This is a genomic window from Pseudomonas sp. BT76 TE3572, assembly GCF_050435365.1.
Classification (GTDB): Bacteria; Pseudomonadota; Gammaproteobacteria; order Pseudomonadales; family Pseudomonadaceae; genus Aquipseudomonas; species Aquipseudomonas fluorescens_W.
The window spans coordinates 4126616-4145595 of the sequence record NZ_JBNDKE010000001.1 but is presented as its reverse complement, the minus strand read 5'-3'; the positions used below and the strand labels follow the sequence as shown (position 1 = coordinate 4145595).

The following is an 18980-nucleotide window of genomic DNA, read 5'->3' as shown; positions in this document are numbered from 1 at the left end:
CGATCACGTCGGCAACTCATCCAGCGGCATTTTCAGTTTGGCCGCCAGCGCTTGTGCCTCCAGATGCCCGGCAGGCGCCAGCAGGCGCAATGTCGCGCCCGATTGCGACGCCATTTTCTGCGCTTCATTCACCAGGCGCTCAGCCACGCCACGGCGACGGGTAATTTTTCGTACACATAATTGGGACAGATGCCAGACATCCGAGTGCCGTTGCAGACGTGCCGCGCCCAAAAGCCGATCGTTGAAGCGGCCAGCGATCAGCGAGCCGTCCAGCAGGCAGGCTTCGATCAGCTGAAAATCGCCGGCAAACGGGGCAAACAGCCAGCCCGGCGCATCGCGGTAGATCTTCTGCAGATCTTGCTGATCCTGATAAGTGGCTTCGTTTAGCGGCTCGACAATGATCGGCATGAGGGCTCCTTCAGTGGTACGAGAACTGATGACATACAAAAGGTGATAGCACTTTGATTTTTCTGTCACGTACAGATGGTAACCTCTGCCGGTTCGTCCGTCCTTCTGCGACGTGATGTCGCACCAACATGGAGCTTCACCTCGAAAACAGTCATGCGTGCGCATAAAAGGCTGGGGGTGAGGAGCGCTGACGAACCATTCTTATAATTGGGGGATACACAATGACCACGAGCATCACGGCGGACGGCCTCAAAGCCGACCAGCCCGCGTTCCTGTCCAAGGAGCGCATCATCGCCAAGCCCGGTTTCAACCGTTGGCTGGTACCACCGGCCGCCTTGGCCATCCACCTCTGTATCGGCATGGCCTACGGCTTTTCGGTGTTCTGGTTGCCACTGTCCAAAGCCTTGGGCGTGACCAAGGCAGTGGCCTGCGCGCCGGACATGAGCTTCATCTCGCAAGTCTTCTCGTCCCAATGTGACTGGCCGATTTCGATGCTCGGCTGGATCTACACCCTGTTCTTCATCTTCCTCGGTTGCTCGGCCGCCATCTGGGGTGGCTGGCTGGAACACGCCGGGCCGCGCAAGGCTGGCGTTGTTTCGGCATTGTGCTGGTGTGGCGGTCTGCTGATTTCAGCGCTGGGGGTCTATACCCACCAGATATGGCTGATGTGGATCGGCTCCGGGGTCATTGGCGGTATTGGCCTGGGCCTGGGTTACATCTCGCCGGTCTCGACCCTGATCAAGTGGTTCCCGGATAAGCGCGGCATGGCGACCGGCATGGCGATCATGGGTTTCGGCGGTGGCGCGATGGTCGGTGCTCCGCTGGCCGCAGCCTTGATGGGCCACTTCGCTTCGCCAACCAGCGTCGGCGTATGGCAGAGCTTCCTGGTGATGGCCGCGATCTACTTCGTGTTCATGATTGGTGGCGCACTGTCCTACCGCGTTCCACCAACCGGCTGGAAGCCTGAAGGCTGGACCGCACCGGCGAAGAAAGCGTCCAACGCGATGATCACCCACCGTCACGTCCACGTGAACGTGGCGTGGAAAACCCCGCAGTTCCGTCTGGTGTGGCTGGTGCTGTGCCTGAACGTTTCGGCGGGTATCGGCATCCTCGGCATGGCTTCACCGCTGTTGCAGGAAGTATTTGCCGGTAAATTGCTGGGCACTGACCAGACGTTTGGTCAACTGGACGCTGGGCAACTGGCCTCGATCGCGGCGATTGCTGCCGGTTTCACCGGTTTGCTTAGTCTGTTCAACATCGGTGGTCGTTTCTTCTGGGCCTCGTTCTCGGATTACCTGGGCCGTAAAAACACTTATTTCGTGTTCTTCGCGCTTGGTTTTGCCCTGTACGCGTTGATCCCGAACCTCGGTCACCTGGGCAACGTTGCGCTGTTCGTGGCGGCCTTCTGCATCATCCTGTCGATGTACGGCGGTGGTTTTGCGACTGTTCCTGCGTATCTCGCGGACCTGTTCGGTACGCAAATGGTCGGCGCGATCCACGGTCGTCTGCTGACGGCCTGGGCAGCGGCGGGCGTGTTGGGTCCGGTGTTGGTGAACTACCTGCGTGAGTATCAGCTCAGCATCGGCGTTGAACGCGCCGCGGCTTACGACATCACCTTGTACATCCTCGCGGGCCTGCTGGTGCTGGGTTTCATCTGCAACCTGCTGGTGCGTCCGGTGGCTGACAAGTATTTCATGACCGACGCTGAACTGGCCGCCGAACAGGCGCTGGGCCATGACAAGGGCGCTGACAGCAGCACCGTATTGGAGTGGAAAGCGGCTGCGGGCACCAAGCCTTTGGCAGTGGCTGCGTGGCTGGTGGTGGGTATTCCGTTGGCGTGGGGTGTTTGGGTGACCTTGCAGAAGACTGCAGTCCTCTTTCACTAAGTAAACGCAGTACCTCTGTAGGAGTGAGCCTGCTCGCGATGAGGGTCTGACAGTCGACAGAAATGTTGACTGTGGGGCTCTCATCGCGAGCAGGCTCACTCTTACAGTTGTTTTGGGGTGTCTGAAAAAGCTTGTATGGACATGTCTACCCGCGACAGCCGGGGGTTCTATCCGTCAGTCATATCACCTCCCGTGTTTCTGTTTGGCGCCCGCGCCCCTATAATGGTTGCCTTTTTCGCCCAATGATTTTGCGGAGCTGGTGATGGCCGAACGTAAGGCGTCAGTCGAGCGCGACACTCTGGAAACCCAGATCAAAGCCTCGATCAACCTGGATGGCACCGGAAAGGCCCGATTTGATATCGGTGTTCCTTTTCTTGAGCACATGCTGGACCAGATCGCCCGTCACGGGCTGATCGACCTGGATATTGTCAGCAAGGGCGACCTGCATATCGACGACCACCACACGGTGGAAGACGTCGGTATCACCCTGGGTCAGGCCTTCGCCAAAGCCATCGGCGACAAGAAAGGCATCCGTCGCTACGGCCATGCCTACGTGCCGCTCGATGAAGCGCTGTCGCGCGTGGTGATCGACTTCTCCGGTCGTCCTGGCCTGCAGATGCATGTTCCCTATACCCGCGCCACCGTCGGCGGCTTCGACGTTGACCTGTTCCAGGAATTCTTCCAGGGCTTCGTCAACCACGCCCTCGTCAGCCTGCACATCGACAACCTGCGTGGCACCAACACCCACCACCAGATCGAAACCGTGTTCAAGGCTTTCGGCCGCGCACTGCGCATGGCGGTAGAGCTGGATGACCGCATGGCCGGTCAAATGCCGTCGACCAAAGGCGTTCTGTAATGCAGACGGTCGCGGTTATCGATTACGGCATGGGCAACCTGCACTCGGTGGCCAAGGCCCTCGAGCACGTGGGTGCCGGCAAGGTCTTGATCACCAGCGATGCCGATGTGATTCGCGAAGCCGACCGGGTGGTATTCCCCGGCGTCGGCGCGATTCGCGATTGCATGGCGGAGATCCGTCGTCTGGGCTTCGATTCGCTGGTGCGTGAAGTCAGCCAGGACCGTCCGTTTCTCGGCATCTGCGTCGGCATGCAAGCCTTGCTCGACAGCAGTGAAGAGAACGATGGCGTGGACTGCATCGGCCTGTTTCCGGGCGCGGTGAAGTTCTTCGGCAAAGACCTGCATGAAGATGGCGAACACCTGAAAGTCCCGCACATGGGCTGGAACGAAGTGAAGCAGACGGTGAGTCATCCGCTGTGGCACAACATTCCGGACCTGGCGCGTTTTTACTTCGTGCACAGCTACTACATCGCTGCCGGCAACCCGCGGCAAGTGGTGGGTGGCGGTCACTACGGTGTCGATTTCGCTGCGGCGCTGGCCGATGGCTCGCGTTTCGCCGTGCAGTTCCACCCGGAGAAAAGCCATACCCATGGCCTGCAATTGCTGCAGAACTTCGCCGCGTGGGATGGTCGCTGGTAAATGGCCGTCAAGAAGAAGCCGCCGATCCTGACCCTCACTCCCGAACAGGAAAACGAGGCCAATCACAAGATCAAGCGCTTTATGGAAGACCGCTTCGAACTGGACCTGGGTTCGTTCGAAGCGGCTGAAATCCTTGAGCTGTTTACCCGTGAAATTGCGCCGCACTATTACAATAGGGCGATTTTCGATGTGCAGACGCACCTCAAAGAGAGGTTCGAAAGCATCGAAAGCGACCTGTGGGCGCTCGAGAAAAACTGATTTTCGAGCGAAGCTGAACAATCGAATTTGAAGGTTTGCCAGATGCTGATTATTCCCGCTATCGATCTTAAAGACGGTGCCTGTGTTCGTCTGCGCCAGGGCCGCATGGAAGATTCCACGGTGTTCTCCGATGACCCGGTGAGCATGGCTGCCAAGTGGGTGGAGGGCGGTTGCCGTCGTCTGCATCTGGTCGACCTGAACGGCGCCTTCGAAGGCCAGCCGGTCAACGGCGAAGTGGTCACCGCCATCGCCAAGCGCTACCCGAACCTGCCGATCCAGATCGGCGGCGGTATCCGTTCCCTGGAAACCATCGAGCACTACGTGAAGGCCGGCGTGAGCTACGTGATCATCGGCACCAAAGCCGTGAAAGATCCGGCCTTCGTCGCCGAAGCCTGCCGCGCGTTCCCGGGCAAAGTGATCGTCGGTCTGGATGCCAAAGACGGTTTTGTCGCCACCGACGGCTGGGCTGAAATCAGCACCATTCAGGTGATCGACCTGGCCAAGCAGTTTGAAGCCGATGGCGTGTCCGCGATCGTTTATACCGACATCGCCAAAGACGGCATGATGCAGGGCTGCAACGTACCGTTCACCGCTGCGCTGGCCGCCGCGACGAAGATCCCGGTGATCGCCTCCGGTGGCATCCACAACCTCGGTGACATCAAGTCGCTGCTCGACGCGAAAGCGCCAGGCATCATCGGCGCGATCACCGGTCGGGCGATCTACGAAGGCACTCTCGATGTCGCTGAAGCGCAAGCTTTCTGCGATTCGTACAAAGGCTGAGGACTGACCATGGCGCTGGCCAAACGCATCATCCCTTGCCTGGACGTGGATAACGGCCGGGTGGTCAAGGGCGTCAAGTTCGAGAACATCCGTGATGCCGGCGACCCGGTGGAAATCGCCCGTCGTTACGACGAGCAGGGTGCCGACGAGATTACTTTTCTCGACATCACCGCCAGCGTTGACGGCCGCGACACCACGTTGCATACCGTCGAGCGCATGGCCAGCCAGGTGTTCATCCCGCTGACCGTGGGCGGCGGCGTGCGCACCGTGCAGGACATTCGCAACCTGCTGAATGCCGGCGCGGACAAGGTTTCGATCAACACCGCTGCGGTGTTCAACCCCGAATTCGTCGGCGAAGCGGCTCAGCATTTCGGTTCGCAGTGCATCGTGGTTGCCATCGACGCCAAGAAGGTTTCCGGTCCGGGCGAAACCCCGCGCTGGGAAATCTTCACCCATGGCGGTCGCAAGCCTACTGGTCTCGACGCCGTTGAATGGGCGAAGAAGATGGAAGGTCTCGGTGCGGGCGAAATCCTGTTGACCAGCATGGACCAGGACGGCATGAAAAACGGCTTCGACCTGGGCGTTACCCGCGCCATCAGCGACGCACTGGGTATCCCGGTGATCGCCTCCGGCGGCGTCGGCAACCTGCAGCATTTGGCTGACGGCATTATCGAAGGCCACGCCAGCGCCGTATTGGCGGCGAGTATTTTCCACTTCGGCGAATACACCGTGCAGGAAGCCAAGGCCTACATGGCCCATCGCGGCATCGTGATGCGCTAAACAAACCGATACAGGCCAGTGGACATCATGGCGGGCTCAAGGCACTCTTGGGTACGCCATGGATTTCGGTAGCCAGACATGCTTAGACGCCTTCTTCTTGCCCTCGCCGGTGCTTCTCTATTGCTCGTCAACGGAGCACATGCCGCACAAATTCCCGACACCGGCCTGGTGTTGCTGACTGAAAATTTCCCTCCGTACAACATGGCGAAGAACGGCAAGAACTTCGCTCAGGACGAGAACATCAATGGCATCGCGGTGGACATCGTCCGCGAGATGTTTAAACGCGCCGAAATCACCTACAGCCTGACATTGCGTTTTCCTTGGGAGCGAATCTACAAACTCGCCCTGGAAAAGCCCGGTTACGGCGTATTTGTGATGGCACGGTTGCCGGACCGCGAGAACCTGTTCAAGTGGGTTGGCCCGATCGGGCCGGATGACTGGATCATGCTGGCCAAGGCCGATAGCAAGATCAGCCTTGAGTCGCTGGAGCAGGCGCGCAAATACAAGATTGGTGCCTATAAAGGCGATGCGATTGCCGAGACGTTGGCCAAGCAGGGATTGAAGCCGATAGTCGTGCTGCGGGATCAGGACAACGCGAAGAAGCTGGTCAACGGCCAGATCGACCTGTGGGCCACGGGTGATCCGGCCGGACGTTACCTGGCTCGCCAGGACGGGGTGACCGGGCTCAAGACCGTGCTGCGCTTCAACAGCGCCGAGTTGTATCTGGCATTGAACAAGGACGTGCCGGATGACGTCGTCGCGAAGCTTCAGGCAGCGCTGGATCAACTGCGCAAGGAAGGCGTGGTGGACGACATCATGTCGAAGTATCTGTAACCATCACTTCGATACAACCTGAGCCGGAGCCGCGCTCAAGTACACGGCACTGGTAAACACGTTATTCAGCATCGCCCTTGTCAGCTGCGCTCCCCCTGAGGCGACGCCGATAATGCACAGTGCATGTGCGCCGCTTTGTGGCCCGACTTCAGTATTGATGTAAGCATCTTCAGTGCTGATGGCGGCGCTGTAATTGTCGGAAGCTTTGCAGTCCCTGGCGTTATGGACCGTTTTGTAGCGATAGAAGGGTGCCTCGAGGGAGAACCTGAAATCCCACGTAGGCAATACGACCTGCTCATCCGCGTTTTGCGTTCTATGAATGTATGACTTGAGCTTCCAGGGCTCCGTGATAGTCAGCTCGACTGGCTTCAACGAACAGTCCGCCCCGTCGCTGGTGAAGACACCGTCAATAAAGCACGTGTGCAGGAAGTTGGCCGGGTAGCTGTAGTTGAAACGGGCAGCCTTGCAAGACGTCGAGTGCTCACAACCAGGCGGCGCTGGGGTATTGCGCGAGGTCACGACTTTACTGACGATGCCGGTGATTTCATTGGTGCGACGGTTCAGCATTGGGCTACCAGAGTTGCCACCGTGAAGTTCGCAGCTGTTTTTCATGGCCAAAGGGAACACTCCGGGGTGATCGATGAATGTTCCGGCGGTTTGTTCAGCGCAGGCACTCAGTCGAAGCCCTTGTTCGGTAAAGCCGCTCGGCGCGCCAATGTTAAGCGCGTCTTGACTCTCGTTGGTTTGATGGGACGCCAGCTTGAGCGGGTTGACCCCGGCCTGTATCAGCGACGCCAATGTTGCGTCGACCTCCAGTACTGCAAGATCGGTCCCGACCAGACTGCTCCATCGGGCAGTCCGGATGGCGTATCGGCGCTTACGCTGTGGCATGTCATGAAAGTAGTGGAAGGTGACGCTGGCTTTAAAAGGCAGATTGGTCCGCGCCGAACCGTACTGAAACAACACGCAATGACCGCTGGTGAGCAGGTAGGCAGGGCCAGTGGCTCGGCCTTGCCTGTTTCGCGTATCCAGTAGAACGGCGCTGCAGGTCAAGCCTGATTGGAGACTGAGTAGTCCCACGCCGCTCCAGATTTCATAAGAATGTTCGCTGTTTTGCAGTGCCCTTGAGGGTGAGTCGTTGACGGCGCCTTCGCCCAGATCGCGAGCCTGCGCTGCGGAAATAGCCAGCAGGCCAATCAGGCCTGCGAAGCAAAAGAAGCTCATGTATTTCATGTCCATTCCTTGGTGATGAAATTCAGGGTGAGCGCTATCGTGGCACGCGGCGGTGTACCGGCAGGTATAAATAGTTATCGCGAAATGGAGTGGGCTGCGAGCAATTACCGGGCGGTCGGGAGGCGGTACTGGCCATCCTTGCCGTGCGCTGCCGTTGCACGATTGCCGCGCACGCTGATCATCTGTTTGATGTCGATCCAGTCAATGCCCTGAGCCTTGAGCTTGGGTAGTTCACGTTCAAGTACCGCCAATGTCTGCGGATACGGATGCCCGATCATCACTGCAGAACCCTGTTTGCGCGCCAGGCTGATCGCCGTCTGTAGCTGAGTAAAGATCGCGGCTTCAGTGGGCTCGTCATCCAGGAACACATCCCGCGAAACGCTCGCCAAACCAATCTTCTGCGCCTCGGCGGCCGCCACGGTTTGCGCACTGGTGCGGCTGTCGACGAAGAGCTTGTGTCGGCGCTGCAACTCCGCCATCAGCCAGGCCATGGCCGGTTGCTGAACGGTCATGCGGCTGCCCATGTGGTTGTTGATGCCGGCGGTGTAGGGCACGACCTTGAGTGCCGCGTTCAGGCGTTTCTCGAGCTCTTCGATGGGCAAGTCGGGGTGCCAGGCAAACGGGCCGGTGGCCGGGTCCATGGGCATGTGCAGGATGACAATCTTGCCGGCGCGATGGGCTTCGCGGGCGAATTCGGTGGCGTGGGGCGTGTCGGGCATGATCGCCGTGGTGACTGGGCCGGGCAGGGCCAGCACACGACGATCCCGGGGCAGGTTCTGCCCCAGGTCATCGATGATCAGGCTTAGATAGGCCTTTTGAGGTGCCGTCGCGACGGGCGCTGCGTGAGCAACACCCGCCAGACAGCACAGCAAGCCGAGGATGAACCGCAGGCGCATCTCAGCGGCCGGAGGTGATGCTCAACCCTTTGAGCAGGCTCAAGGCCTGGGCCAATTGGTAATCATCATCCTGCGGCATCGCCTTGGCTTTGCCGCTGGAGCTGGTCGGTTTGTCGGCGCCGCCGTTGCCATTGCCCAGGTGACCTTGCAGATCGGCTTCCTTGAAGTACTCGCCGTCCTGCTCGTTGGTGATCTTGGCCTTGCGCACTTCGATGTCCGGAACGATGCCCTGTGCCTGGATCGAGCGGCCGTTCGGCGTGTAATACAGCGCCGTGGTGATCTTCAGTGCGCGGTCGTTGTTCAGCGGCAGCACGGTTTGTACCGAGCCTTTGCCGAAACTGGTGGTGCCCATGACCACCGCGCGTTTCTGATCCTGCAAGGCGCCGGCGACAATTTCCGAGGCCGAGGCGCTGCCGCCGTTGATCAGCGCGACCATTGGCACGGCTTCGCTTTCGTCCTTGCCGGTGGCGGAGAAGCGCAGTTCGGAGTTGGCGATACGGCCCTTGGTGTAAACGATCAGGCCCTTGGTGATGAAGTGGTCGACCACTTCCACCGCCGCTTGCAGCACACCGCCCGGGTTATTACGCAGGTCGAGGATGATGCCTTTGAGCTTCTTGCCGTTGTCCTTGCGCAGCTTGGCCAGGGCCTTGGAGACTTCGTCGCCGGTCTTGACCTGGAACTGGGTGATGCGGATGTAGCCGTAGCCGGATTCCAGCAACTGGCTCTTCACGCTCTTCACTTGAATGATGGCGCGGGCCAGGGTCACGTCAAACGGTGTACCGCCGTCGCGCACCAGGGTCAGGGTGATTTTCTGGCCGATCTTGCCGCGCATCTTGTCCACGGCTTCCGTCATGCTCTGGCCGCGGGTCGGCTGGCCGTTGATCTTGACGATGAAGTCGCCGGCCTGAATGCCCGCCTTGGAGGCCGGGGTGTCATCGATTGGCGAAACCACCTTGATGAAACCGTCTTCGGCGCCCACTTCGATGCCCAGGCCGCCGAATTCGCCGCTGGTGCTTTCCTGCAACTCAGCGAAGTCTTCCGGGCCCAGGTAGGCGGAGTGCGGGTCGAGGTTGCTGAGCATGCCCTTGATGGCGTTTTCCAGCAGGGTCTTGTCGTCCACCGGTTCGACATAGGCTGCCTTGATCCGATCCATGACCTCGGCAAAGGTGCGCAACTCTTCCAGAGGCAATGGCGCCTTGGTGGTCGCAGCAGTGCCCGCAGGCGCGACGGCCGGGGCCGGTTGAGCGGCGAACGCCAGAGGCGCGCCGATCACCAGGGCGATCGTCAGGGCCAGCGAGGTAAGGCGGGACAGATGCAGCATGTCGAACGAACTCCTAATAGGTCGTGGTGACGTTTAATAGCGGATCGCGTTGGAGCTGTGAGCGTGCGATGCAAGGCGTGAGACGCAGGTAAGGGTTGTTTCCTTGCCAAGTCTCACAACGCAGCAGCGCGCGCTCACAGCTCCAACCCGGAGGGCCACTCCCCGGAAGGCGCAATACGTCGTTATTCGTCGTTCATTTGAAGCAACCAAACCTCACTCCTCATGCCTAGTCTTGCGCCTTCCGGGGAGCGGCGCGATCCGCTATTAAACGTCACCACGACCTAAGGTCGCGTGCTTATCCTTGCGCGCGACACCATTGCGCTGGATCACTCGGGTGACCCTGCTGACGAATAGCGAAATACAGCGCTGGCGTGTCCTGCCCGCCACTGTTGCCGACAGTGGAGATGGACTCACCGGCTTTTACCACGTCACCCGCAGACTTGAGCAGCGTCTGGTTGTGACCATAAAGACTCAAAAAACCGTTGCCGTGGTCGAGAATCACCAGCAGCCCGGCGCCACGCAACCAGTCGGCGAACACCACGCGACCGCCATGCACGGCGTGCACCTGGCTGCCGGCGGAGGCGCTGATCATCACGCCGTCCCACTTGGTGCGGGCGTCGTCGCCACGGGTTTCGCCGAAGCGTGCCAGCAGTCGACCATCAACGGGCCAGGGAAGTTTTCCCCGGCTTGAAGCAAAGGGGCCGCCAAAGGTCTCGCCTGAACTTGAAACCAGTGCGCCGGGTGTCGATTTAATGGGTTTGCGTGGGGCGTCAGTGGTGTCTGCATCTGCAGCAGCCTGAGCCTCACGTAAACGCTTTTTTTCGGCTTCCTGCTGGGCGATCAGCGCTTTTTGCCGCGCTTCTTCTGCCTCACGGGCCTGACGGGCCAGGGTTTCTTCAATGGTTTTAAGGACTTTAGACAGGTCTGCCTGATCCTGCTCGCGGGCTGCCAGCTTCTGATCGCGGGCTTTCACGTCGTCGCTGAGCTTGGCCAGGACTTGCTGACGCTCCTTGCGGACTTTGTCGAGTTCGTCGCGCTGGCTGTCGAGGCTGCTTTTCTGCACCAGCAATTGCGCCTGTTGCATGGCGATGTCTTTTTCGACATTGGCCAGTTGGCGCAGGGTTTCGTTGAAATTCTTCAGCTGCTCCAGGCGGGCCTGGCTCAGGTAGTCGTAATAGGTGAGGGTGCGGGCGAATTTTTCCGGGTTCTGCTGGTTGAGCAGCAGCTTCAAGTACTCCTGACGGCCGTTCTGATAGGCCGCGCGGGCCTGAATGGCGATCAGTCGCTGCTGTTCAATGCGCGCGCTCTGGAGTTTTTTTTTCTCGGTATCGAGTCGCTGCAGCTCGGATTCGCTTTTCTTCAGCTCTTTTTGCAGGGCTTCGACCTGCTTCTCGAGCTTGCCCATCTCGGTCTCGGTGCCTTTGAGGTCTTTCTGCACCCCGGTTTTTTCTTCCTGGAGCTTGCCCAGCAGTTTTTTCAGCTCGGCAATGTCCTGACGCGTGGCGTCCAACTGTTGTTGGGTTTGCGCGCGCTCGTCAGCAAAGGCCGGTTGGAGCAGGCATGTCAGAGCAAGGGCTATCAGGACGCGAAGCATAGAGGCGGGCGACACCAGGGAAAAAGACATCCTAGTATGCCCGCCAAGCGCTGCAAAAAAAACGCCCAATTGGGGCTGTGTGATAACCGGCCCCAAAAACCACACAAACCCACTGTAGGAGCGAGCCTGCTCGCGATGGCGTCCTAACATTCACATCGATATTGAGCGTTAGATTGCTATCGCGAGCAGGCTCGCTCCTACAGGGGTTTGCGGTGTTTGAAAGGTCGGATTACACCAGTATCGAAGTTCCGGTCATCTCCGCCGGTTTTTCCAGGCCCATCAACATCAGCATGGTCGGTGCCACATCCGCCAGCACGCCGCCGTCGCGAACCTTGAAGTCACGCTTGCCGACATAGATGAACGGTACCGGTTCGGTGGTGTGGGCGGTATGCGCCTGGCCAGTGGTTTCGTCGGACATCTGCTCGACGTTGCCGTGGTCGGCAGTGATCAGCGCTTCGCCGCCGACTTTTTCCAACGCATCGACGATGCGGCCGACACACAGGTCGAGGCACTCAACGGCTTTGACGGCCGCGTCGAACACGCCGCTGTGGCCGACCATGTCGCCGTTGGCGTAGTTGACCACGATCACGTCGTAACGCTGGTTTTCAATGGCGTCGACGATGCGGTCGGTGACTTCCGGGGCGCTCATCTCGGGCTGCAAGTCATAAGTGGCGACTTTTGGCGACGGGATCAGGATGCGTTCTTCGCCCGGGAACGGTTCTTCGCGGCCGCCGGAGAAGAAGAAGGTGACGTGGGCATACTTCTCGGTTTCAGCGATGCGCAGCTGGGTTTTGCCGTTTTTCGCCAGGTAGTCGCCCAGCACGTTGTCCAGGCTGCCTGCGGCGAAGGCCGATGGCGCAGGAATGCTGGCGGCGTATTGGGTCAGCATGACGAAGCCGGCCAGTTTTGGCTGGCGGGCACGTTCGAACTCCTTGAAATCGTCTTCGACGAACACGCGGGTCAGTTCGCGGGCGCGGTCGGCGCGGAAGTTCATGAACACCACGGCGTCGCCGTCTTCGACTTTCACCGGCTCGCCGATGGAGGTGGCTTTGACGAATTCGTCGCTCTCGCCACGTTCGTACGCGGCTTGCAGGCCTTCCTGAGCGGTGGCGGCGTTGAATTCGCCGTTGCCGTCGACAATCAGGTTGTAAGCCTGGGACACGCGGTCCCAACGGTTGTCGCGGTCCATGGCGAAGTAGCGGCCAACAATGCTGGCGATCCGGCCTTTGCCGAGGGCCTGGAAGGCCGCGTCGAGCAGTTCGATGGACGACTGAGCGCTTTTCGGCGGCGTGTCGCGACCATCAAGGAAGGCGTGCAGATAGATTTTTTCGGCGCCGCGCTTGAAAGCCAGTTCAGCCATGGCAACCAGGTGATCCTGGTGGCTGTGAACGCCGCCATCGGACAGCAGGCCCATGAAGTGCACGGCTTTGCCGGCAGCGACGGCTTTATCGACAGCAGCGCAGATAGTCGGGTTCTCGAAGAACTCGCCGTCGCGGATCGATTTGGTCACGCGGGTGAAGTCCTGATACACCACGCGGCCGGCGCCGAGGTTCATGTGGCCGACTTCGGAGTTGCCCATCTGGCCATCCGGCAAGCCGACGTCCATGCCGCTGCCCGAGATCAGGCCGTTCGGCACGGTGGCCCACAGACGGTCCAGTACGGGCTTCTTCGCCGCAAAGATAGCGTTGGATTCAGGGCTCTCACTGTGACCGAAGCCGTCGAGAATAATCAGGACCAAAGGTTTAGGCGTGGTAGTCATGGATTCCACTCGTGGCTGAATTAAAAGAGGGCGATGGAAAAGGGAGTGGCAGTTTAAAGCGAAGTTCCGGCCGCGTCACCGCCGGACGGGGTTTGGCCCACCATAGTGGCTGTGTATACTGGCCGACATTTTAACGCCCTGGAACCTCCTTCGATGGTTGAACATCTGATTCAATTCGCCACCAACCACTACATTCTCGTGGGTATCTTCGTCGTACTGGCGGCCTTGCTGTTGGCCTATCAGATGCAAGGCGGCGGCCGCAGCCTGAGCACCGGTGAACTGACCGGGCTGGTCAACAAGGACGCGGGCGTTGTGATCGACATTCGTTCGACCAAGGACTTCGCCGCCGGTCACATTGTTGGCGCGGTGAACATTCCTCACGACAAACTGACCGCTCGCGTCGGCGAACTGGAAAAGCACAAGGCCAAGACCATCATCCTGGTCGACGCCATGGGCCAGACTGCCGGCACGCATGCCCGCGAACTGATGAAGTCCGGCTTCACCGCCGCCAAGCTCTCCGGCGGTATTTCCAGCTGGAAGGGCGACAACCTGCCGCTGGTGAAGTGATATGAGCAACGTCGTCGTCTATTCCAGCGATTACTGCCCTTACTGTTCGCGAGCCAAGTACCTGCTCGAGAACAAAGGCGTGGCCTTCGAAGAGATCAAGGTCGATGGCAAGCCGCAGGTGCGTGCCGCCATGGCTCAGAAGGCCGGACGTACGTCCGTGCCGCAGATCTGGATCGGCAGCACCCACGTGGGTGGTTGTGATGATTTGTTTGCCCTTGAGCGCGCCGGCAAGCTCGACGCCATGCTCAAGGCCTGAATGCCTTCCCTATAAGACCCCAAGATCAGAAAGGATCTGAGATGACTGACCAACAGAACACTGCAGCTAGCGAAGAAGAAACCGCACCGCAATTCTCCTTGCAGCGCATCTACGTACGTGACTTGTCCTTCGAAGCACCGAAAAGCCCGGCCATCTTCCGCCAGCAGTGGGAACCGAGCGTCGGTCTGGATCTGAACACCCGTCAAAAGGCGCTGGAAGGCGATTTCCACGAAGTCGTGCTGACCCTGTCCGTTACCGTGAAGAACGGCGACGAAGTGGCGTTCATTGCTGAAGTGCAACAGGCCGGGATCTTCCTGATCAAGAACCTCGACGACGCTTCGATGAGCCACACCCTCGGTGCGTTCTGCCCGAACATCCTGTTCCCGTACGCTCGCGAAACCCTGGACAGCCTGGTGACCCGCGGTTCGTTCCCGGCCCTGATGCTGGCCCCGGTGAACTTCGACGCGCTGTACGCACAAGAGCTGCAACGCATGCAGGCGGCTGGCGAGACTCCAACCGTTCAATAAGCAGCGCTGCTGAAAATCGCGGGCAAGCCCGCTCCCACAGGATTGTGCAAAACCTGTGGGAGCGGGCTTGCCCGCGATTGTTTCTGTCAGGCGGAAATGATCTGAGCTTACTTGAACCCAAGCTGGCGCCAGCCTTCGTACACGGCGACCGCCACGGTGTTCGACAGGTTCAGGCTGCGGCAGCCTTCACGCATCGGCAGGCGCAGGCGTTGTTCGCTGGGCAGGGCATCGAGCACTTCCGCCGGCAAACCACGGCTTTCCGGGCCGAACAGGAACGCATCGCCCTCGGCGAAGCTGGCATCGTGGAACGGCCGCGAGCCCTTGGTGGTGAAGGCGAACAACCGAGGATGACCGAGGCTTTCCAGACAGCTGGCGAGGTCTGCGTGGCGTTGCAGGGTGGCATACTCGTGGTAATCGAGGCCGGCCCGGCGCAGACGCTTGTCGTCCATCTCGAAGCCCAGCGGTTCGATCAAATGCAGGTGGCAGCCACTGTTGGCACACAGCCTGATAACGTTGCCGGTATTCGGCGGAATTTCTGGTTGGAAAAGGATGACGTGAAACATGCACGGCTCCGAAGGTAAAGATGAGCGGCATTCTACGCCTGAAGCGGACCCGCGTTCGAAGCTATTCCCGCGAGTGATGGCTTCGCTGGCGATTGTCGGGGTGATGGTGGGGCTGATGATCGGTCGCCTGACCACGCCCGACCCCAGCGAATTGCAGCAGGTCGAGGTGACGAACGACGGGTTGGTGGTGTGGTTCAACAACGAACCCAAGGCTCACGGCGAGTTCGTCGACGGTAGCCTCGCGTTGCTGTTCGAGGCTGAAGGCAAGGCGCAGAAAGGTCAGCTCAAAATCAATGACAAGAGCGTCAACTGGCGCGTGCGTTTGAGTGATGGGGGGTTGTTGCTGACGGTGGTGGCGGCCCGGCCACTGCAGGGCGACTGGGCCGGTAGCGAGGTCGATGACCGCTGGCGGCTGGAGATCCATCTCCGAGAGCAATAAAAGAGGGAATCCCCGGCCTGCCTGTACCAAGGTCCCCAAAACGGCAGGGCTCGCGCATTGCGTCGTGAGCCCGGTGTAAAGAAGGAACCCCTGACCTGCCTGTATCAAGGGCCCCAAAACTGCTTGGGCTCGTCGCTTGTGCGGTATGAGCCCGATGTAAAGAGGGGAATCCCCGGCCTGCCTGTACCAAGGTCCCCGAAACCGGGTAGTGAACTGAATCACTGATTGGACTACTGCAGGGGGCGTGCCAGGTTTTAACAAGTTGAAACAGAATGTCGCGCTGAAACGTCGAAAGCCCCGTATTCCGGGGCTTTCGTGTTTTCGCGGTATGGTTTTTTTTGCGTAAGCAGGTAGGGTTTTAGAGCAGTTGGCGTGCGCGATTGCGGTTCGCGGTGCATTGCGGCGGTGCACGGAAGGTGTTGCGGTGCATCGTGAAAATGGGGCTGATCCTGAATCGGCCCTCACCCTAACCCTCTCCCGGAGGGAGAGGGGACTGACTGAGGTGTTCTTGGAGTTACATCGACCTGAACAATCAAGTCGAACTCAGGATATGAAAGGCCCCCGATCTGCTCCCTTTCTCCCTCTCCCCTATGGGGCGGTCCGACGTTTCGGGAGGGCTGGGGTGAGGGGTGGTTCTCAAGGCAAACGATTAACCCTCTTCCCCCTCATCATCATCCCCACCATCAACCTTCATCCCCAATTCCTTGATCTTGCGCGTCAGGGTATTACGCCCCCAGCCCAGCAAAACCGCAGCATCGCGGCGGCGGCCGGCGGTGTGTTTGAGGGCGGTTTCGATCATGATCCGCTCGAAGGCCGGCACGGCGCTGTCCAGCAGGCTCGACTGACCGCGAGCCAACGCCTGATCGGCCCACTGGCGTAGCGCTTGCTCCCAGTTGGTCACCGGCGCCGAATCCTGCGGCAGGTTCAGCAGCTCCGGCGGCAGGTCGCCGATGTGCACTTCGCGACCCGAAGCCATCACCGTGATCCAGCGGCAGGTGTTCTCCAGCTGACGCACGTTGCCGCCCCACGGCAGGTTCTTCAGGTATTCCTCGGTTTCGCTTTTCAGCAGCTTGGGCTCCACCGCCAGTTCTTGCGCAGCGCGGCTGAGGAAGTGCTTGGCCAGTGTCGGGATATCTTCGCGACGGTCCGACAGCCGTGGAATGTGGATACGAATCACGTTGAGGCGGTGGAACAAGTCCTCACGGAATTTCCCGGCGTGCACCAGGGTTTCCAGATTCTGGTGAGTCGCGGCGATGATTCGCACATCGACCTTCACCGGCACATGACCGCCGACGCGATAGAACTCGCCGTCCGCCAACACCCGCAGCAAACGAGTCTGGGTGTCTGCCGGCATGTCGCCGATTTCATCGAGGAACAGCGTGCCGCCGTCAGCCTGCTCAAAGCGCCCGCGTCGCAGGTTGGCCGCGCCGGTGAACGCGCCTTTCTCATGGCCGAACAGCTCGGATTCCATCAGGTCCTTCGGGATCGCCGCCATGTTCAACGCAATGAACGGCGAAGCCGCCCGTGGGCTGTGACGGTGCAGCGCGTGCGCCACCAGCTCTTTACCGGTACCGGATTCGCCGTTGATCAGCACAGTGATGTTGGAGTGGCTCAAGCGCCCGATGGCGCGAAACACTTCCTGCATCGCCGGCGCTTCACCGATGATTTCCGGCGTACGCGTCAGGGCGACCGGGACTTCCAGGCCTTGCTGTTCCTGAGCGTGCTGGTTGGCGCGTTTGACCAGCGACACCGCTTCGTCGACGTCGAACGGCTTGGGCAGGTATTCAAACGCGCCGCCCTGATAGGACGCGACAGCGCTGTCCAGATCGGAGTGAGCGGTCATGATGATGACCGGCAGCCGTGGGTGTTGTTCGCGAATCCGCGCCAAAAGGTCCAGGCCACTGGCACCCGGCATGCGGATGTCGGAGATGATCACGTCCGGCTGCTGGCGCGCCAGGCGGCTCATCACGCCATCGGCGCTGTCGAAGCTTTGCGTGGTCATGCCTTCTTGTTGCAAGGCTTTTTCCAGGACCCAACGGATAGAACGGTCGTCATCGACGATCCACACGGTTTCACTACGGCTCATGTCGATGTGGCTCCTTGTTCCAGTGGCAGAAAGATCGAGAAGGTGGTGTGGCCTGGATGGCTGTCACATTCGATCAGGCCCTGGTGCTGGCTGATGATGTTCTGGGTAATGGCCAGGCCCAGCCCGGTACCGTCCGGACGGCCGCTGACCATGGGAAAGAAGATGGTTTCCTGCAACTCCGCGGGAATGCCCGGGCCGTTGTCGATGATTTCGATCTTGGTCACCAGGCGATGGCGCACGTGGCCGATGGTGAACTGGCGCATGGCGCGGGTACGCAGGCTGATGCGGCCAAGGCGCAGCTCGTTCTGGCTGCTGATGGCCTGCATCGCATTGCGCACGATGTTCAGCACAGCCTGAATCATTTGTTCGCGGTCGATCAACACGTCGGGAATGCTTGGGTCGTAGTCGCGCACCAACGTGATGCAGCCCTGGCTTTCTGCTTCCACCAGATGACAAACGCGTTCCAGAACTTCGTGGACGTTGCACATCGCCAGCGATGGCAGCTTGTTGGACCCGAGCATGCGGTCCACGAGGTTTCGCAGGCGGTCGGCCTCTTCAATGATCACGTTGGTGTAGTCGCGCAGGCTTTCTTCCGGCAGTTCGCGGGCGAGCAGTTGCGCCGCGCCGCGAATTCCGCCGAGAGGATTCTTGATTTCGTGAGCGAGACCGCGCACCAGCATCTTGCTGGTTTCCTGCTTCGACAGCTGCGCTTCTTCCTTGGTGATTCGCAGCAAGCGGTCACGGGGGTGGACTTCCAGCAGCAGCATCGTGGCGCCGTTGGCCAGGATGGGCGTCACCGCGTAGTCGACGGTCAGCGTCTGGCCGGTGAGGGCGGTGAGCATCGCTTCGCGCTTGGTGAACGGGTGCGCCTGCTGAACCGCCTGACGCAGGGAGTTCAGCGCCTCGGTGGATTCGGTGAACAACTCACTGATGAACTGCCCATGGCTACGCTGACCGCTGATGGCCAGGAGCATCTCCGCCGCCGGGTTCATGTACTCGAGACGCAGGTCAGCGTCGAGCAGAATGGTGGCGGTGGTCAGGTTGTCGAGTAGCAATCGATGCAGTGCGTCGCTAATGGTCATCAGGACCTCTTTTGGAGCAGGGCGCGCGCATGAATAAAGCGCTGATACGAGGAAAATGCAAAAACCAAACCAAGGCTCCGAAAAGAAGCGTTTAAGGCCTGAAACGGGCGTTTGACGCTCGTTTGCGTGGCGTTCTGCCAGCTTTGACGGGAACTTTCGAACCAAAATGGGTTGGTATGTGGGTACGGTGCAACTAATCGCACCAATATAGTGCGCA

The 18980-nt window shown here is 59.8% G+C and carries 20 protein-coding genes; 11 read left to right on the top strand and 9 right to left on the bottom strand.

The window, feature by feature from the left end:
* Positions 1-3: 3 nt before the first annotated feature.
* Positions 4-408 carry an acetyl-CoA sensor PanZ family protein gene (locus tag ABH912_RS18740; RefSeq protein ID WP_033058298.1) on the bottom strand — a complete coding sequence of 135 codons (405 nt, stop codon included), beginning with the start codon at positions 406-408 and terminating at the stop codon, positions 4-6.
* A gap of 221 nt (positions 409-629) precedes the next feature.
* On the opposite strand from ABH912_RS18740, the gene ABH912_RS18735 reads away from it, so the two are divergent.
* The 7 genes from ABH912_RS18735 (at position 630) to ABH912_RS18705 (ending at position 6440) form a co-directional block, all read left to right on the top strand.
* Complete coding sequence (locus tag ABH912_RS18735) at positions 630-2294, top strand: OFA family MFS transporter (protein WP_429511353.1); 1665 nt, start codon at positions 630-632, stop codon at positions 2292-2294.
* Between the two features lie 262 nt (positions 2295-2556).
* Entirely contained in the window at positions 2557-3150 is a 594-nt protein-coding gene (gene hisB / locus ABH912_RS18730) for an imidazoleglycerol-phosphate dehydratase HisB (protein WP_003218037.1), read from the top strand.
* Positions 3150-3788 (top strand): imidazole glycerol phosphate synthase subunit HisH, encoded by a 639-nt coding sequence (hisH, locus tag ABH912_RS18725; RefSeq protein ID WP_033058292.1) that lies wholly within the window; start codon positions 3150-3152, stop codon positions 3786-3788. The genes hisB and hisH overlap by 1 nt, the downstream gene beginning before the upstream one ends.
* Positions 3789-4046, top strand: coding sequence for a DUF2164 domain-containing protein (locus ABH912_RS18720; protein ID WP_008024930.1), 258 nt, complete (start codon positions 3789-3791; stop codon positions 4044-4046).
* A 42-nt stretch (positions 4047-4088) separates the two neighbouring features.
* Complete coding sequence (gene hisA / locus ABH912_RS18715) at positions 4089-4826, top strand: 1-(5-phosphoribosyl)-5-[(5-phosphoribosylamino)methylideneamino]imidazole-4-carboxamide isomerase (protein ID WP_033058290.1); 738 nt, start codon at positions 4089-4091, stop codon at positions 4824-4826.
* Between the two features lie 9 nt (positions 4827-4835).
* On the top strand, positions 4836-5606 hold the full coding sequence (gene hisF / locus ABH912_RS18710) for an imidazole glycerol phosphate synthase subunit HisF (RefSeq protein WP_007972752.1): 771 nt from the start codon (positions 4836-4838) through the stop codon (positions 5604-5606).
* A gap of 78 nt (positions 5607-5684) precedes the next feature.
* Positions 5685-6440 (top strand): substrate-binding periplasmic protein, encoded by a 756-nt coding sequence (locus tag ABH912_RS18705; RefSeq protein ID WP_429511352.1) that lies wholly within the window; start codon positions 5685-5687, stop codon positions 6438-6440.
* Positions 6441-6443: 3 nt separating this feature from the next.
* On the opposite strand, the gene ABH912_RS18700 is transcribed toward ABH912_RS18705, so the two are convergent.
* From ABH912_RS18700 to gpmI, 5 genes are all read right to left on the bottom strand, one after another.
* On the bottom strand, positions 6444-7673 hold the full coding sequence (locus ABH912_RS18700; RefSeq protein ID WP_429511351.1) for a trypsin-like serine peptidase: 1230 nt from the start codon (positions 7671-7673) through the stop codon (positions 6444-6446).
* Positions 7674-7777: 104 nt separating this feature from the next.
* On the bottom strand, positions 7778-8569 hold the full coding sequence (locus ABH912_RS18695) for a divergent polysaccharide deacetylase family protein (protein ID WP_429511350.1): 792 nt from the start codon (positions 8567-8569) through the stop codon (positions 7778-7780).
* A 1-nt stretch (position 8570) separates the two neighbouring features.
* Positions 8571-9890, bottom strand: a complete 1320-nt coding sequence (locus ABH912_RS18690) for a S41 family peptidase (RefSeq protein ID WP_033058280.1) — start codon at positions 9888-9890, stop codon at positions 8571-8573.
* A gap of 295 nt (positions 9891-10185) precedes the next feature.
* Entirely contained in the window at positions 10186-11484 is a 1299-nt protein-coding gene (locus ABH912_RS18685) for a murein hydrolase activator EnvC family protein (protein WP_033058278.1), read from the bottom strand.
* Between the two features lie 229 nt (positions 11485-11713).
* The gene (gene gpmI / locus ABH912_RS18680) at positions 11714-13243 is read right to left on the bottom strand and encodes a 2,3-bisphosphoglycerate-independent phosphoglycerate mutase (protein ID WP_033058275.1); all 1530 of its coding nucleotides are present in this window, start codon (positions 13241-13243) and stop codon (positions 11714-11716) included.
* Between the two features lie 153 nt (positions 13244-13396).
* Here gpmI and ABH912_RS18675 point away from each other — a divergent pair, with 153 nt between their 5' ends.
* The 3 genes from ABH912_RS18675 to secB are packed head-to-tail and all read left to right on the top strand — an operon-like array spanning position 13397 to position 14593.
* On the top strand, positions 13397-13810 hold the full coding sequence (locus ABH912_RS18675) for a rhodanese-like domain-containing protein (protein ID WP_033058272.1): 414 nt from the start codon (positions 13397-13399) through the stop codon (positions 13808-13810).
* Between the two features lies 1 nt (position 13811).
* On the top strand, positions 13812-14066 hold the full coding sequence (grxC, locus tag ABH912_RS18670; protein ID WP_008149430.1) for a glutaredoxin 3: 255 nt from the start codon (positions 13812-13814) through the stop codon (positions 14064-14066).
* Positions 14067-14107: 41 nt separating this feature from the next.
* Positions 14108-14593 (top strand): protein-export chaperone SecB, encoded by a 486-nt coding sequence (gene secB / locus ABH912_RS18665; protein WP_007949026.1) that lies wholly within the window; start codon positions 14108-14110, stop codon positions 14591-14593.
* Positions 14594-14700: 107 nt separating this feature from the next.
* Here the strand turns inward: secB and ABH912_RS18660 are convergent, their stop codons facing one another.
* Positions 14701-15156, bottom strand: a complete 456-nt coding sequence (locus ABH912_RS18660) for a tRNA (cytidine(34)-2'-O)-methyltransferase (RefSeq protein WP_008068783.1) — start codon at positions 15154-15156, stop codon at positions 14701-14703.
* On the opposite strand from ABH912_RS18660, the gene ABH912_RS18655 reads away from it, so the two are divergent.
* Entirely contained in the window at positions 15155-15595 is a 441-nt protein-coding gene (locus tag ABH912_RS18655; protein WP_429511348.1) for a hypothetical protein, read from the top strand. The genes ABH912_RS18660 and ABH912_RS18655 overlap by 2 nt on opposite strands.
* Before the next feature lie 649 nt (positions 15596-16244).
* Here ABH912_RS18655 and ntrC read toward each other — a convergent pair.
* Positions 16245-17681: a nitrogen regulation protein NR(I) gene (gene ntrC / locus ABH912_RS18650; RefSeq protein ID WP_033055289.1), complete on the bottom strand. Its 1437-nt coding sequence runs from the start codon at positions 17679-17681 to the stop codon at positions 16245-16247.
* Positions 17678-18763, bottom strand: a complete 1086-nt coding sequence (gene glnL / locus ABH912_RS18645; RefSeq protein WP_429511347.1) for a nitrogen regulation protein NR(II) — start codon at positions 18761-18763, stop codon at positions 17678-17680. Before glnL ends, ntrC begins: the two co-directional genes overlap by 4 nt.
* Positions 18764-18980: the final 217 nt, after the last annotated feature.